The 14,941-nt window shown below is 73.8% G+C and carries 12 protein-coding genes; 10 read left to right on the forward strand and 2 right to left on the reverse strand.

Going from position 1 to position 14,941, the window contains the following annotated elements:
• The first annotated feature begins 618 nt into the window (after positions 1–618).
• The 5 genes from ACFV4G_RS15235 (at position 619) to ACFV4G_RS15255 (ending at position 5,912) form a co-directional block, all read left to right on the forward strand.
• Positions 619–1,128, forward strand: a complete 510-nt coding sequence (locus tag ACFV4G_RS15235) for a helix-turn-helix transcriptional regulator (RefSeq protein WP_350558776.1) — start codon at positions 619–621, stop codon at positions 1,126–1,128.
• A gap of 447 nt (positions 1,129–1,575) precedes the next feature.
• Positions 1,576–1,881: a helix-turn-helix domain-containing protein gene (locus ACFV4G_RS15240; protein WP_380390158.1), complete on the forward strand. Its 306-nt coding sequence runs from the start codon at positions 1,576–1,578 to the stop codon at positions 1,879–1,881.
• A 13-nt stretch (positions 1,882–1,894) separates the two neighbouring features.
• Positions 1,895–3,139: a tyrosine-type recombinase/integrase gene (locus ACFV4G_RS15245; protein WP_380390160.1), complete on the forward strand. Its 1,245-nt coding sequence runs from the start codon at positions 1,895–1,897 to the stop codon at positions 3,137–3,139.
• A gap of 307 nt (positions 3,140–3,446) precedes the next feature.
• Positions 3,447–4,598, forward strand: coding sequence for a glycoside hydrolase family 3 N-terminal domain-containing protein (locus ACFV4G_RS15250; protein ID WP_380440312.1), 1,152 nt, complete (start codon positions 3,447–3,449; stop codon positions 4,596–4,598).
• 237 nt (positions 4,599–4,835) lie between these two features.
• The gene (locus tag ACFV4G_RS15255) at positions 4,836–5,912 is read left to right on the forward strand and encodes an IS110 family transposase (protein WP_380440327.1); all 1,077 of its coding nucleotides are present in this window, start codon (positions 4,836–4,838) and stop codon (positions 5,910–5,912) included.
• A gap of 24 nt (positions 5,913–5,936) precedes the next feature.
• Here ACFV4G_RS15255 and ACFV4G_RS15260 read toward each other — a convergent pair whose 3' ends face one another.
• Entirely contained in the window at positions 5,937–6,614 is a 678-nt protein-coding gene (locus tag ACFV4G_RS15260) for a TetR/AcrR family transcriptional regulator (RefSeq protein WP_380440313.1), read from the reverse strand.
• A gap of 139 nt (positions 6,615–6,753) precedes the next feature.
• On the opposite strand from ACFV4G_RS15260, the gene ACFV4G_RS15265 reads away from it, so the two are divergent.
• From ACFV4G_RS15265 to ACFV4G_RS15275, 3 genes are all read left to right on the forward strand, one after another.
• Complete coding sequence (locus tag ACFV4G_RS15265) at positions 6,754–7,881, forward strand: Gfo/Idh/MocA family protein (protein ID WP_380440315.1); 1,128 nt, start codon at positions 6,754–6,756, stop codon at positions 7,879–7,881.
• Positions 7,882–8,189: 308 nt separating this feature from the next.
• Positions 8,190–8,537: a metalloregulator ArsR/SmtB family transcription factor gene (locus ACFV4G_RS15270; RefSeq protein ID WP_359958530.1), complete on the forward strand. Its 348-nt coding sequence runs from the start codon at positions 8,190–8,192 to the stop codon at positions 8,535–8,537.
• A 124-nt stretch (positions 8,538–8,661) separates the two neighbouring features.
• Positions 8,662–8,805 carry a DUF6126 family protein gene (locus tag ACFV4G_RS15275; RefSeq protein WP_380440317.1) on the forward strand — a complete coding sequence of 48 codons (144 nt, stop codon included), beginning with the start codon at positions 8,662–8,664 and terminating at the stop codon, positions 8,803–8,805.
• Positions 8,806–8,822: 17 nt separating this feature from the next.
• On the opposite strand, the gene ACFV4G_RS15280 is transcribed toward ACFV4G_RS15275, so the two are convergent.
• Positions 8,823–11,387: a cytochrome P450 gene (locus tag ACFV4G_RS15280; RefSeq protein ID WP_380440319.1), complete on the reverse strand. Its 2,565-nt coding sequence runs from the start codon at positions 11,385–11,387 to the stop codon at positions 8,823–8,825.
• 553 nt (positions 11,388–11,940) lie between these two features.
• On the opposite strand from ACFV4G_RS15280, the gene ACFV4G_RS15285 reads away from it, so the two are divergent.
• Positions 11,941–12,381 carry a hypothetical protein gene (locus ACFV4G_RS15285; RefSeq protein WP_380440321.1) on the forward strand — a complete coding sequence of 147 codons (441 nt, stop codon included), beginning with the start codon at positions 11,941–11,943 and terminating at the stop codon, positions 12,379–12,381.
• 233 nt (positions 12,382–12,614) lie between these two features.
• On the forward strand, positions 12,615–14,855 hold the full coding sequence (locus ACFV4G_RS15290; RefSeq protein WP_380440323.1) for an RICIN domain-containing protein: 2,241 nt from the start codon (positions 12,615–12,617) through the stop codon (positions 14,853–14,855).
• The last annotated feature ends 86 nt before the right edge of the window (positions 14,856–14,941 follow it).

A 14,941-nucleotide genomic window follows, 5' to 3' on the forward strand; every position in this document is an offset into this window, starting at 1 on the left:
GGTGGTGTTCATCTTTTGGTCCCGTGCCGGTTGGGGGGGTTGGCCTGTCGCGCCCTGGGGGTGTTGACAAACGTGTTTGTAAACGCCGGGCTGCTGGGCGGGCAGGTAGGTGCCGGGCTCGCCGGCCTTGGCCACGGGCGGCCATGCGACAGCGGGCTTGTCCGCTGGGAGGGGTGTGGCGTGGGGCTGGGAGGCAGTAACCTCGGTCATGGAGATCCTCACTCGGCGGCTCCGGGGGGCAACCCGGTCCGCCGTAGGTCGACTGTCCTGGGATGGGCGGTGGCGAGGTTTTCGATTAGCCCCCGGTGTTCGTAGCGCCGGGGGCTTCGCGTTTTCCTGGGGGCATTCGGGCTGGCGCCCGACCCGGCTTAACCTCCTCTCGGTTGGCTGTTTCATGCTGGCATGGTCGAACGTAGCGGGATATCGGCCTCCAGTCAAGCGATTCACGCATGGCAGTCTCAACCTCTCTCGGCATTTCTGCTGGCTGGACTGATTCGTGAAGGTTTCGTGAAGGTCCAGTCAACCGCTTGGCGGTTGGGCTTTTCATGCTGATACAGTCGCTCCTGTCGTCGCGCCGCGCCTGCTCGCAATCGGAAGGAGGTTGGTATGGTCAACCCCATGGTGCATCGGTACAAGGCCCTGGAGGGCGAGGCCCTCGTGGCCCACAACCTGAAGGTCTTGCGCAAGGCCGCCCGCCTCTCCCAGGAGGACGTGGCCGAACGCATGACCCGGCTCGGCTTCAAGTTCCACCAGACCCAGGTCGCCAAGATCGAGAACGGAACCCGCCCGGTCCGCTTCGACGAGGTGATCGGCCTGGCCAAGGCACTCAGCGTCCCGCCGGCGAACTTCATGACCGAAGCCGTGGCCGGCCCGGACGAACCGGACTACGAGCTGCAGGAAGCAGGCTTCGCCGTCGAGAAGGCCGAGCAGGAGTGGAGAACCGCCCACGACCTCGAACAGGCCGCCAAGGCCCGGTACGACGAGGCCCTGCGCACCTACGAGGAGATCGCCGAACGGCTCGAAGCCCAAGGCGTCGACCTCGGCCCCTCCGGCGCCGAGCCCACCTGGTACCCGGCCCCCAACTCCCAGTGGGACCCGCTCCGCAAGGACCCCTCGGCCGACCGGTAAGCGAGCCCGCCCAGCTCGCCGCCTGGGGCATCCTCGCCGCGACCCGGCCGGAAACCTAAAAGGCCAGACCGGCGCACGGGCCCAAGATCTTTTTTCGTTTCCGGCCGGGGCCGCCGTAGTGTGCCCGTCCCGCCCACCACCCCGCTGCCCGACCCTCGGCGCTACGAACGCTGAGGGCCGCGCCAGCTCGGGATCGACGGCCTCGCGGAGCATCATCGCCGCGACCCGGCTCGCAACCTAAAACGATCGACCCGGCCCATGCGTCCAAGATCTTTTTTGGTTCCGAGCCGAGACCGCCGTAGTGTGCCCGCCCCGCCCACCACCTACCCCGCTGCCCGTCCCCCGGCGCTACGAACGTCGAGGGCCGCCCGGCAGCCCATCAACCCACCGCCCATCCCAACAGTCGCCACGGCGGCGCGTTGCCCCGCGCCGCTGGGAGGAACACCTATGCCTGAAACGCCCCTGTCCCTCGCGCGCCTTGCCGGCGCAATCGGCCTCACGGAGCACCAGCTCCTCGCCCTCGTCGCCAGCTGCGGCACGGAGGTGCCGGACCCGACGCTCGTCGCCCTCACCGTGGAGGAAGCCGCCCGTCGTCTCGGCGTCGGCCGGACGACCATGTACGCCCTGGTCGCCTCCGGCGAAGTCCCGTCCGTGACGATCGGCCGTCTCCGCCGAGTGCCCGCCGAGGCGCTCAAGGAGTACGTGGCCGCCCGTACGCAGGCTGCCCCTTCGACCGTCGCGCTCGCGGCCTGAGCGGGGGAACCGAATGGCGAACACCCGCAAGCCCAACGGCGACTCCTCGATCTACCAGGGCAGCGATGGCCGCTGGCACGGCCGCGTCACGGTCGGGGTCAAGGACGACGGCACCCCCGACCGCCGCCACGTCAGCGCCAAGACCCGCCCCGAGGTCACGGCCAAGGTCCGCAAGCTGGAGAAGCTGCGCGACAACGGCACCGTGCCCAAGGCTGGCCAGAAGTGGACGGTCGGCAAGTGGCTGACCCACTGGATCAAGGAGATCGTGCCGGGCACCGTCAGCGAGAACACATACGCCGGATACGAGGTCGCTGTCCGCGTGCACCTCGTCCCCGGCCTCGGCGCGCACCGCCTGGAGAAGCTGGAGCCCGAGCACCTGGAGCGCTTCTACAAGAAGATGCAGGCCGCCGGCAGCGCCGCCGGTACCGCCCACCAGGCCCACCGCACCATCCGTGTCGCCCTCGGCGAGGCTCTGCGGCGCGACCACCTCACCCGCAACGTGGCCACGATCGCCAAGGCCCCGAAGCTCGAAGAGGAGGAGGTCGAGCCGTTCGAGATCGAGGAGGTCCAGGCGCTCATGGACACGGCGCGCAAGCGCCGCAACTCCGCCCGCTGGATCTTCGCGCTCGCCCTCGGCCTGCGTCAGGGCGAGGTGCTCGGGCTCCAGTGGAAGGACATCGACTTCACCCGAGGCGTCGCCTGGGTCAAGCGCGGCCGACTGCGGCCCAAGTACCGGCACGGCTGCGGCGACCGCTGCGGGCGCAAGCCCGGCTTCTGCCCGAAGAAGGAGCCGATCCGGCGCGAGACCAAGGACACCAAGTCCCGAGCCGGGCGACGCGCGGTGCCGCTGCCCGAGCCGCTCGTCGTGATCCTCCGGCAGCACAAGGAGGAGCAGGACCGCGAGCGGGCCCTCGCGCGCGACCTCTGGACGGACAAGGGCTACGTCTTCACCTCGGAGACCGGCGAGCCGCTCAACCCCAGCACCGACTACCACCACTGGAAGCGTCTCCTGCGCGAGGCCGGCATCCGTGACGGCCGCCTCCACGACGCCCGCCACACCGCCTCGACCGTCCTGCTCCTGCTCGGCGTGCCGGAGCGGATCGTAATGGCGATCATGGGCTGGTCCTCGACCTCGATGGCCCAGCGCTACCAGCACGTCACCGAGCCGATGCTGAACGACGTCGGCAGGAAGATCGGCGCGGCTCTGTGGGGCGACGTCGGATCTGGCCCAGAGGACCCCGGCGAAGACGCCGCCTGAGGCCCAGAACCCCAACTGAGACCAAAACTGAGACCACGACACGAAGAAGGCCCCGACCGGAAACCCGGTCGGGGCCTTCAACTGCCTTGCTAGGCAAAGGCGGAGGATACGAGATTCGAACTCGTGAGGGGTTGCCCCCAACACGCTTTCCAAGCGTGCGGCCGTGGTGGCCGAAGCATGACGGCGACGGTGGCGGCACGCACCGTCATGTGGACGGTTCGTTCGGTACGCTGACGGACCGTACGCGCTTCCCGCGTGCGGAGTCCGTCCCGTTCCCGTTCCGTCCGTCCCGTCCCGGGAGGCCCCGATGTCCCCGCTCCGGCGTTCCGCCCAGCTCGTGGCGGTGCTCTCGGCCCTGGCCGCCGCGCTCGGGCCGGTCGTCCCGGCCGGCTCGGTGCCGGTGCCGGCCCGCGCGTCGGGCCCGGTGGAGAGGAGCGCCGCCATGCCGTCCACGCTTGACTCCCGGCTGCTCGCCGGCCGCCGGATCGTCTACTCGTACCCGGGGCCGACCCCGTCGCCCGTGGTGCTCCAGGCGATCCGCGAGGGCCGGGCGGCCGGGGTCATCCTGTTCGGCGAGAACGTCACCGGTCCCGAGCAACTGGCCGAAGCGGTCGGCGAGTTGCGGCAGGCCGCGGCGGAGTCGCCGGTGCCGGAGCCACTGCTGCTGATGACCGACCAGGAGGGCGGCAAGGTCCGCCGCCTGCCCGGTGCGCCCGAACTCTCCGCCCGCGCCACCGGGTTGTCGCCCGACCCGCTCGCCGAGGCGGCCCGCTCGGGCGCCGGCGCGGGGGAGAACCTCGCGGAGTCCGGCCTGAACGTCAACCTCGCCCCCGTGCTCGACGTCTACGACACCCCGGGCAACTTCATCGACCGCCACGAGCGCTCGTACGGCCGGGATCCGGCCGCGGTGGGCCGGCTGGGCAGCGCGTTCGCCGCCGCGCAGCAGGGCCTCGGGGTCGCCGCCACCGCGAAGCACTTCCCCGGTCTCGGCTCGGCCGCCCGGGACGCGAACACCGACGAGCGCCCGGTCACCCTGCCCGTGCCGCTCGCCGAGCTGCGGGCCCGCGGCGAGGAGCCGTACCGGGCGGCGATCGCGGCGGGCGTCCGGCTGGTCATGGCCTCCTGGGCGGTCTACCCGGCGCTCGACGCCGAGCGCCCGGCGGGCCTGTCGCCCGCGATCGTGCGGGGCGAGCTCCGGGAGCGCCTGGGCTTCGGCGGCGTCACGGTGACGGACGCCCTCGAAGCCGGCGCCCTCACCCCGTACGGCGACACCGGTGCCCGTGCCGTCGCGGCCGCCGACGCCGGCATGGACCTCCTGCTGTGCTCGGCCCGCGACCCGCAGCAGGGCGAGGACGCGGCCGCCGCCGTCGCCGCCGCCCTGGACTCGGGCCGGCTGGACCGGGCGGCCTTCGACGTCTCCCTCGCCCGCATCACGGGCCTGCGCGCCGCACTCGACTGACAGTGATGATGTTCGTGGCGATGTTGCCAGCGGGTCTGACCCACCGACTGACTGACGCTTCGGCTGTCCTGTTTGCGATTTGTCGGCTCGCTGGCGGCGTCGCCATGCACGCGGCCGGACGGGTGCTTGTGACTTCATAGGAGCCTGGCCAGAGGCCCCGTCACTGTCTTGTCCACCCGCCCGACCGGCGCGTGCCGCCCTCGGCTCGGACAAGCGACAAGGACGGACATGACCAGCATGACGCACGACGGTCCGGCGATCACCGGCGGAGTCGATACCCACGGCCTGACCCACCACGCGGCGGTGATCGACCCTCTTGGCCGGCATCTCGCCGATCGGGAGTCCCCGGCCACGGTCAGCGGCTATCGGGACCTGCTGGACTGGATGCGCTCGTACGGCGCCCTGACGGCGGTCGGGGTGGAGGGCACCGGCGCCTACGGCGCCGAGCTCGCCCGAGTACTGACCGCCGCCGGGGTCACGGTCGTCGATGTAGACCGCCCGGACCGCAGGACCCGGCGGCTGCGGGGCAAGTCCGACCCGATCGACGCCTACGCCGCTGCCACGGCGGTGGCCTCCGGGCGGGCCACGGGCGTCCCGAAGAGCCGCGACGGCCTGGTCGAGGCCGTGCGTGTGCTGCGGGTCGCCCGCCGCAGCGGCATCAAAGCCCGCACCCAGGCGATGAACCAGATCCGCAGCATGCTCGTGTCCGCCCCGGCGGTGCTGCGCGAGCAGGTCGCGGGACTGGAGCGTGTCTGCCTGATAGGCACACTCGCCCGGCTGCGGCCCGGCACGGACCTGTCCACGCCGCTGGCCGCGACCAAGGCGGCCCTGCGGCGCCTGGCCCGACGCCACCAGAGCCTGGATGAGGAGATCGCCGAGCTCGATGCCGCGATCGGCCCGCTGGTCCGACGAGCCGCACCGGAACTGATCGCACTGTTCGGCGTCGGCCCCGAGACCGCCGGCCAGCTCCTCGCCTCCGCCGGGGACAACCCCGAACGGATGCGCTCCGAGGGCGCGTTCGCGCACCTTGCCGGAGTCGCGCCGATCCCTGCATCCTCCGGCCGAACCCACCGCTACCGCCTCAACCGCGGCGGTGACCGGGCTGCCAACAACGCCCTGCACACCATCGTGCTGGTCCGCATGCGCTACGACGAGCGCACCCGTGCCTACGTCGCCCGCCGCACCAAGGAAGGACTCTCGAAGAAGGACATCATTCGCTGCCTCAAGCGCTTCGTCGCACACGAGGTCTACCGCGCGCTCACCGGCACAGCAGCCGCACGAATCACTCCAGGCGACCTCGCGCCCGCCGCTTGACGTCTATAGGAGCATCGGCGGGCCTCAGGGCGAGGGCGGTGCGGTGCGCAGTCCGTCGAGGATGATGCGGAGGTTGCGCTCCCACTGCTGCTCGTCGGCCCGTAGGCCCAGGGTGCGTTCGCCGGTCGCGGCGGCGGCGAGCAGGAACGGGACGTCCTCCCATGCGACGTCCGCGCGCATCGCGCCCGCCTCCTGGGCGCGTTCGACGAGCCGCCGGATCCGGGCCCGCAGGTCCGCCAGCTGCCGGGCGAGCGAGTCCCCGCAGGCCCCGCCGAGTGCCTCGCCGATGCCGCAGCTCTCGGCGCGCAGCCCCACGTAGGCCGCGGCGAAGCCGCAGAACCCGTGCCAGGGGTCGGGGTCGGCGAGGGCGTCGTCGGCGCGGTCCGCGATCTCGCCGAGGAGTTCGTCGAGCAGCGCCTCGAGCAGCACCTCCAGCGAGGGGATGCGCCGGTAGAAGGTGCCGACGCCGACGCCCGCCCGGCGGGCGATCTCGTGGGCGGAGACGCCGACGCCGACCTCGGCCACGGCGGTCCTGGCGGCCGCCACGAGGCGCTCGACGTTGCGCCGGGCGTCGGCGCGCGGGAGCCGGCCCGACGCGTCGGCGAGCAGGCGGTCCACGGTGCTGCCGCGCGGTGCCGGCGACGGCGCGTTCGGCGCGATGGTCGGCGCTGTGCTCGGCGTGGTGTCCGGCGGTGTGTTCACGGGCCGATCCTAGCCGCTAACTGGACCAATCCTGTCCGCTTGGCTAGAGTCCCCGGCAGATCAAACGGACAAGGTCTGTCCGTTTATGGTTGGGGGGCTTGTCGTGACATCCGCTGGGGCATCCGCTGTGGCATCCGTCGTGGAACCCCGGAAGATCCGGGTCGGCATCATCGGGGCGAACCCCGACCGGGGGTGGGCCGTCCGGGCGCACCTGCCCGCGCTGCGGGCGCTGCCGCAGTACGAGATCACCGCCGTCGGCACCAGCCGCCCGGAGAGCGCCCGGGCGGCGGCCCGCGCCTTCGGTGCGGCGCACGCCTTCACGGACGCCGCGCGGCTGGCCGGGCACCCCGACGTGGACCTGGTCGTCGTCACCGTGAAGGTGCCCGCGCACACCGAGCTGGTCGGGGCCGCGCTGGCGGCCGGCAAGCACGTGTACTGCGAGTGGCCGCTGTCCCGGACCACCGCCGAGGCGCAGGCGCTCGCGGCGGCGGCCCGCGGTGCCGGCGTGCACCACGTGATCGGGCTCCAGGCGCGGTACGCCCCGGCGCTCGCCCACGCCCGCGAGCTGGTGGCCGGTGGCAGCCTCGGGCGCATCACCTCGGCGACCGTCCACGCCGCCCGGGGCAAGGGTGCGGGCGGGCTGATCCCTGGCTGGGCGGCCTACACGCTCGACCGTGCCAACGGCGCCGGGACGCTGGAGGTCGCGGGCGGGCACACGCTCGACGCCGTGCAGCACGTGCTCGGCGGGATCGAGGAGCTGACGGCGGTCACGTCCGTCTCGCGGTCCGCGTACACCGTCGCCGAGACCGGCGCCACGGTCGTCGCGACCAGTCCCGACCGGCTCCGCCTCGACGGGACCCTCCTCGGCGGCGCCCGCCTGTCGGCCACCGTCCAGGACGCCGAGGGTGTGGAGGCCGGGACGCGCCTGGAGATCACGGGCACCGAGGGCGCCCTGGCGGTCGTCTCGACCGGGCCCGCCGGTCCGGCCGGCATCCAGATCGGCGAGCTGCGCCTGCTGCGGGCGGACGCCCCCGGCGGCGAGTTCCGGGAGGTGCCGCTCCCGGACCGGTACCGGATGCCCGGGATCGGCCGGGACGCCGAGGGCTTCAACGTGGCCCGGCTGTACGCCCGGCTGGCCCGTGACCTCCGGACGGGGGAGCGCGGCGTGCCCGGCTTCGACGAGGGCGTGCGGGTGCACCGCCTGCTCGACGCGATCGGGCGGTCGGCGGACGCGGGCGGGGTGCGGCAGGTCCCGGCCCGGCGGTAGGGCCGGTGGCCGACGCCGCCGTCCGTCCCTTTTCCCGGTTCTGCCCTCCGGTGGCGGAGGATCTGCCTGTAGTGTTCTGACGGCGCGTCACCTCGACAGCCGAGCCCGGGAGTTGGCAGCGTCCGGGCTCGGCCTCCGCAACCGTGTTCGGGGTGGCCGCGCCCCTTCGGGCCGTTCCGATGCCGCCGTGACCCCGCGCCGATGCTGTGACGACTTGAAGAATTCTTCATCTCCAAGGATGATGCTTGCCGGCCGTGCGCCCCGCACCCGGCCGTCGACCCAGCCGCACACGAGGGAGGGAGCGGACGATGCCCGTCCCGCTGTACCAGGCCAAGGCGGAGTTCTTCCGCACCCTCGGCCACCCGGTCCGGATCCGGGTCCTGGAGCTCCTCCAGGACGGCCCCCGGCCGGTCCGCGAGCTGCTGGCCGAGATCGAGGTCGAACCCTCCAACCTCTCCCAGCAGCTCGCGGTGCTGCGCCGCACCCAGCTGGTCACGGCCACCCGCGAGGGCAACACCGTGGTGTACGCGCTCAGCACCCCGGACGTCGCCGACCTGCTGCGGGCCGCGCGGCGGATCCTGACCGAGCTGATCACCGACCAGGGCGCGCTGCTCACCGAACTGCGCGCGCCCGGGGCGGCGCTGCCGGGCCGCTGAGGCGTTCGGCCGCCGTTCCGTCTGGCCGCCGTTCTGTTCGGCCGCCATGTCGTCCGTCCGCCGGACCATCCGTCCGCCGCGCGTCCGGACCGCAGACCGTTCCACCCGAGGAGAACCCGCCGCCATGAGCGAGAGCACGCCCGACAGCACGAGCGACGAGAAGCGCCGCCGCAAGGCGATGCTCATCCGCGCGGGCATCTACATCTTCGCCACGCACCTGTTCGCCGGCTTCGTGCTGCTGCTCTTCGCGCTCGGCGGCCGGAAGTAGCGGACCGGGGCCGTCCGCTAGTGGTAGCGGCGGCTGGTGCTCGTCCAGGCCTGGACGCCGTCGACGAGCTCCCGGGTGCCGTCGAGGTACCAGTCGCTCTCCGGGTGCCGCCGCAGCAGCTCGCGGCGCAGCAGCGCGCTCTCGTTGCGCAGCTGCGCGACCCGGGCGCGGACCGCGCCGACGGCCCGCGCGCGGGTGCAGCCGCGCAGGCGCTGCAGCGCGAGCACGGTGTTGAAGGCGGCAGCGCCCTGGCGCTCCTCCCGCTGCAGTGAGTAGAGGTCGTTGATCAGCGTGGCGGCGTCGGCGGTGTGGGCGCGCAGCCGGTGCAGGGCGGGTTCGGCGTGCAGCGCGGCGGGGGCGTCGGCGCCGTGGACGCGTTCCAGTATGTTCATGAACGGGTAGAGGCAGCTGCTGTGCCGGCGCAGCCGCATCGTCTCGGCCAGGCCGAGGCGGGGGACGGTGCCGTGGGCGCGGTGCTCGGCCTCGGCGGGGAAGGTCGCGAGGCAGGCCTGCCACTCGCGGGCGGCGCGGGCGCGCCAGGCCGGGGAGGCCGGCCCGGTCTGGCGATGCCACAGTTCGCGCCAGGCGGCGGTGAGCCGGTCGTCCCCGACGGCCGGTGCCGCGCCGTCCAGCACGGCGATCAGCGGGTCGACGATCGCCCGTGCCTCGGCGGGCCGGCGGCCGGGCGAGCCGTCGAAGCGGTCGTCGAGGATGGTGAACCAGCCGAGGACGTCGATCAGGAGGTCGAGGTCGGCGCCCCGGGTGCGCGGGTACGCGTGGCCGATCAACTCCGGCAGGGTGTAGGCCTGGTAGCGGGCGAGCTCGGCGCGGGTGAGAAGGCCGCGGTCGACCGCCCAGTCGGCGTGCCGGGCGGTGGCGGCGGCCAGTTCGGCGGCCGGGCGGGCGGGTCGGCGGACCGGGTGCGTGGCGGGCCGGAGGGTGGGCGGGTCGGCCGGACACCGGCCCGCTGCCGTCTCCTGCCGCCCCCCGCCGCTCTCGCGCGGGGCCAGCCGGACCCGCAGCCCGTGCGCCTGGACGGTCGTCCAGACCACCTCACGGGCCCGGGCCCCGGCGACGGCCACCGGCCGCCAGCGGCGCAGGATCGCGGCCGCCGCGACGGTCAGTTCGGCCCACGCGAAGGCCTCGCCGATGCACTTGTGCTTGCCCGCGCCGAACGGCAGGTAGGACTGCCGCCCGGCGCCGCCGTCCTGCCACCGCTCCGGGCGGAAGGCGAGCGGGTCCGGGTGGCGGACCGGGTCGCGGTGCAGCGCGGTGAGGCTGTACAGCAGCTCGGTGCCGGCCGGGATCCGGTACGGGCCGAGCTCGACGGGCAGCTGCGCGGTGCGCATCAGGAACGCGTTGGGCGCGTGCAGCCGCACCACCTCCTGGGCGACGGCGCGCGTGTACGTGAGGCGGGCGAGGGCTTCGGGCGTGGGGACGGTGCCCGCGGGCAGGTGCTCGTCCAGCTCGGCGAGGACGCGGGCCTCCACCTCGGGGTGGCGCAGGAGCTCGTCGATCAGCCAGGTGAGGGTGGTGGAGACGGTCTCCGTCCCGGCGCCGAACATGGTGATCGCCTCGGAGCGCACGTCGGCCTCGGTGAGCGGACGGCCGGTGGCCGGGTCGGTCGCGGCGCGCAGCACGGCGGGCAGCGTGCCGGCCGGACCGCCGCCCGCCGGACCGCCGTCGGTTGGACCGCCGTCGGTTGGACCGCCCTTCGCCGCACGGCCGTTGACGGCCTGGTCGACGACCCGGTTGAGCACCCGGACGGCCGCGTCGAAGCGCCGGTTGACGGGCAGCGGCAGCCGGGCCATGGCCGGGTGGGGGTAGAGCGACTGGACGATCTGGCCCTTGACCAGGTCCGGCAGCGCGCGGTGGAAGGCGAGCGTGGCGTCCTCGCTGAGCCGGGCGTCGAACAGGGAGCGGGTGACGATCTCCAGCGCGAGGTGGTTCATCTCCTTGGCCACGTCGAGGACCTGACCGGGCCGCCAGCGGGCGGCCCGCTCCTCGGTGACCCGGTGCATGACGGCGATGTACCCGGCCATCCGGTCGGGGCCGAAGGCGGGCTGGATCACCCGGCGGCGGTCGCGGTGGGCCTGGCCCTCCGACATCAGCAGGCCGTCGCCGAAGGCCGTCCTGAGGGTGTCCTGGACGGCGCCGCGCGGGCAGCCGTGGGCGTGGGTGGTGAGCAGCGCGTGGACGAGCGGCGCGTCGGTGACCACGCAGACGGTGCGCGGGCCGAGCCGGATGCGGACCACGCCGCCGTGGCGGGCCAGCGAACCGAGGAAGCCGAGCGGGTCGCGCAGCAGGGCGGCGGCGTGGCCGAGGCCGGGGAGCGCGCCGGGGGCGAGCGGCGGGACGGCCGCGGGGGAGAGGGCTCTCGTGGCTTTCGGTGCTTCCGGTGGGGTGGCCTTCGGTGGAGTGGCTGTCGGTGGGGTCGGTGTCGGTGGGGTCGGTGTCGGCCGGACGGCTGTCGGCGGGGTGGCCTTGGGTGGAGTGGCCGGTCTCGGCGTCCCGGGGGCCGCCGCCGTCCTTCGCGCCGCCGGTGTGCCGCTCGTCGTGAGTGTCTCCGTCGTCAGGGTCATGACACTACCTCTCACCAGATGGGCCGGTGCGGCGGTACCGCGGGATGCGCCGTCGCGCCGGCCGGAAGGCGGGGAACCGGTCACCGCGGAGCCCCGCGTACGTCCTTCCCAGAGGGCGCACGCCATAGGAAACGCGCCGTTCGGACGGGCGTTGCGCGGCGTACGGGTGGATCACCCCAACGGTCCATCGGCGACACCCGCCCGCGCGCCCCCGGGCCGGCCCGCACGCCCGCCGCGACCTGCGGTGATGGCGGTGCACCGGTGCGCCCGTGCGTGCCCCGCCGGCAGGGTCTTTCGGCCCTCGCCGGTCGGCCGCGGGCGGGTCCAGCATGGTGGCGGACAAGGAGGTTCCCTGATGGCCCGTCTGCGCCACCGGCCCGCGCTCACGCCCTATCCGACGCCGGTTGCCGGGACGGCTCGGTGTGATCTGCACCGTGCGGACACGAAGCCGAGGGCCGGGAGGTGAGGGCGGGGCGGCCGGGGGGCAGGAATCCCCCGTACGCCGCTCCGCCACCGAACCGGTCCGACGCCACGAGACGGGAACTGGGATCACATGGACTGCGACGACGAGGTCATGGTGACCGTCCGGATCAGCGCCGCGGAGCGGGCCCTGTTGCGCTCCCTGGCGCGCGACCGCGGCGGGGACGTCTCCGACGTGGCGGTGGACGGCCTGCTGGACGTCATCCCCGCCCTGGACGGCGACGCCGCCGCCCGCCGGCTGCGGCGCGTGCTCGCCCGGCCCGCGCCCTGCGCCGTGACGCTGTGGCTGCCCGCGCCGGTCGGCGACCTGCTGCCGCTGCTGGGCGAGCGGATCTCCCGGACGGGCGGTCCGGCGGCGGGCCCGGCCAGCGCCGCGCTGTCCGCGGCCCTGCGGCTCTGGCTCGGCGGGGACCCGGCGGCGCTGGCCGTCGCCCTCGCCCGGCTGCGCCGCGGCCGGGGCGCGGCCCGGCAGGACCCGGGCCCGGCCGTGCGGCGGCCCGCACACGCCGCCTGAAGCCTCCTGAAGCCTCCTGAAGCCTCCTGAAGCCTCCTGAAGCCGTTCGAAGCCGTCCGGAGTCGCCTGACGTGGGCTGATGCCCCCTGCGCCCAGGGCCCGTTCACGTGCCCCGAAGATTTTCGAAAGAAGTTTCTGTTATTCCCACCCGTCCCATCCGGTCTCCCACGTGTCGGAAGGTCCGGCGCCCGTCACCACAGGGGCGCGGGCCGTCGCACGAGGAAAGGAACGCGATGGGACACCGCAGCACGGAGCTCCGTCGACGCAGGCGCAGGCGGTTCACCCGCAGGACGACGCTGATCGCCGCGGCGGTCGCCGCCGGCCTGGTCGCGGGTGCGCTCGGCATCTCGACGGCGCTCGAACCGGCGGGCAGCCGCACCAACGCCAGTGTCTCGGCGGACGGTCCGGTCCTGGGCAACCAGGCGGGTGTGGTGTCCGACGACGGCAGCGGCGAGACCGGGACCGCCGAGGGCGCGACCCAGGCCCCCGCGCCCAAGCGTGACCAGAAGGCCGCCCCGCTCAAGGAGATACCCAAGGACCAGCCCGACCGCGGCCTGGTCTACGCCGGTCTGAGCCTGCCCAACGGCGACCGCTGCGCCGGCTCGCTGCAGGTCTCCAACGGTCAGTTGTGCAGCCACGGCCCGGACGCTCCGCCGAAGGACGTCGACATCCACAAGGACGTCGCGCCGGTGGCCGCCGCGGCCGCCCAGGCGCCGGTGCTCACCCCGGCCGCCAACGCCCAGCCCCCGTCCGCCGCCGACCTGTTGAAGGGCGCCGCGCCGGTTCTCGATGCCGGCCAGAAGGCGCTGCTGGGCGACCCTGCCGGTGCCCCGCAGCAGAGCACCCCCGCCGCGTCCGGCGGTTCGTCCGTGGTCTGCGAGGGTGACGGCAGCAGCGGCAACCGCATCCAGGTGGTGTACCTCCACGCCCCCGGCAACGACCGCTACGCCCAGTACCTGGCCTCCTTCAAGAAGTGGGCCGCCGACGTCGACGTCATCTACAACGCGAGCGCCCAGGAGACCGGCGGCGCGCGGCACGTCCGCTTCGTCACCGACTCCGACTGCTCCGCGTCCGTGCTGAACGTGCAGATCTCCGACGCGGCGCTCCAGGACTTCAACGCGAGCAACGACGCCGTCGCCGCGCAGGGGTTCAACCGCAAGGACCGCAAGTACATGATGTTCACCGATGCCAAGGTGTACTGCGGCATCGGCACCTTCGCCGGCGACGAGCGCCCCGGCCAGGACAACCTCAGCAACTTCGGCCCCTCGTACGGCCGGACGGACTCGGGCTGCTGGGGCGGGCACACCGCGGCGCACGAACTGGGCCACAACCTGGGCGCGGTGAACAACAGCGCGCCGAGCACCAGCAAGGGCGGCCACTGCGTCTACGACTACGACCTGATGTGCTACTCGGACTACCCGTACTACCCGCAGATGAAGGTGGTCTGCCCGGACCGCGCGCACTACGACCGGCTCGACTGCACGCACGACGACTACTACAGCACCGACCCGAAGCCGGGCAGCTACCTCTCCTCGCACTGGAACGTCGCCAACAACCGCTTCCTGATCACCGGCAACGGCGGTGGCACCGGCCCCAACCCCAACCCGTCGCCGACCGCCACCCCCACGCCGTCCCCGACCGCGTCGCCCACCCGCACCGCGTCGCCGTCCCCGACGCCCGGCGGCGGCACGACCGGCTCGCCGTCCCCGACCGCGACCCCGACCGCCACCGGCAGCCCGACCGCGACCCCGACCCCGACCGGCACCCCCACCGCCGGCACCGGCTCGCCCGATGTGACGGTCAGTCAGGTCACCCAGAACTCGGTCATGCTGAGCTGGCCGGGCGTCCCGAACGCGGCCGGCTACGACGTCCTGCTCGGCGGCCAGACCATCGGCACCGTCCGCGCCACGGTCGTCGGCCTCGTCCGCCTCGCCCCCGGCACCTCGTACAGCGTCGCGGTCGCCGTCCGCGACGCCGCCGGGTCCGTCGGCAAGCCGGGCCGCACCGTCACCTTCCGCACCGCCGCCGACGCCGGGCGCCCGCAGCCCGGCGCCCACTACACGATGGTCAACGGCCTCACCGGCCAGGCCGCCGACCTGTGGGGCAGCTCGATGAACGACGGCACCGTCGCCATCGCCTACCAGCGCACCGGCTACGCCAACCAGAAGTGGGCGTTCGAGGACGCCGGCGACGGCGCGGTGCGGATCAAGTCGGTCCGCTCCGACAAGTGCCTGCAGCTGGGCGGCGATCCGGTCGCCGGCCAGTACGTCGCGCAGCAGCCGTGCTCCGACGCCGCCACCCAGAAGTGGCAGATCACCTCCGCCGGCGGCGGGTTCAGCCTGACCGCGGCCGGCAGCTCGCTGGTGCTCGGGGTCAGCGACCGCTGGTACTACGGTGGTTGGGGGGGGGGGCGCCCGCCGCCGCCCGCCCCCCGCGCGCGCCGCCCCGGGGGCGCGGGGCCGCGGCCGGTCTGAGGTGCGATTGCGGAAGCGGGGGTCGGCGAGCGGCGCGAAGTACGCGGTGGTGGCCACCGACCAGATCAGCACGACCATCACCGGGT

This window comes from Kitasatospora sp. NPDC059747 (assembly GCF_042732955.1).
Taxonomy (GTDB): Bacteria; Actinomycetota; Actinomycetes; order Streptomycetales; family Streptomycetaceae; genus Kitasatospora.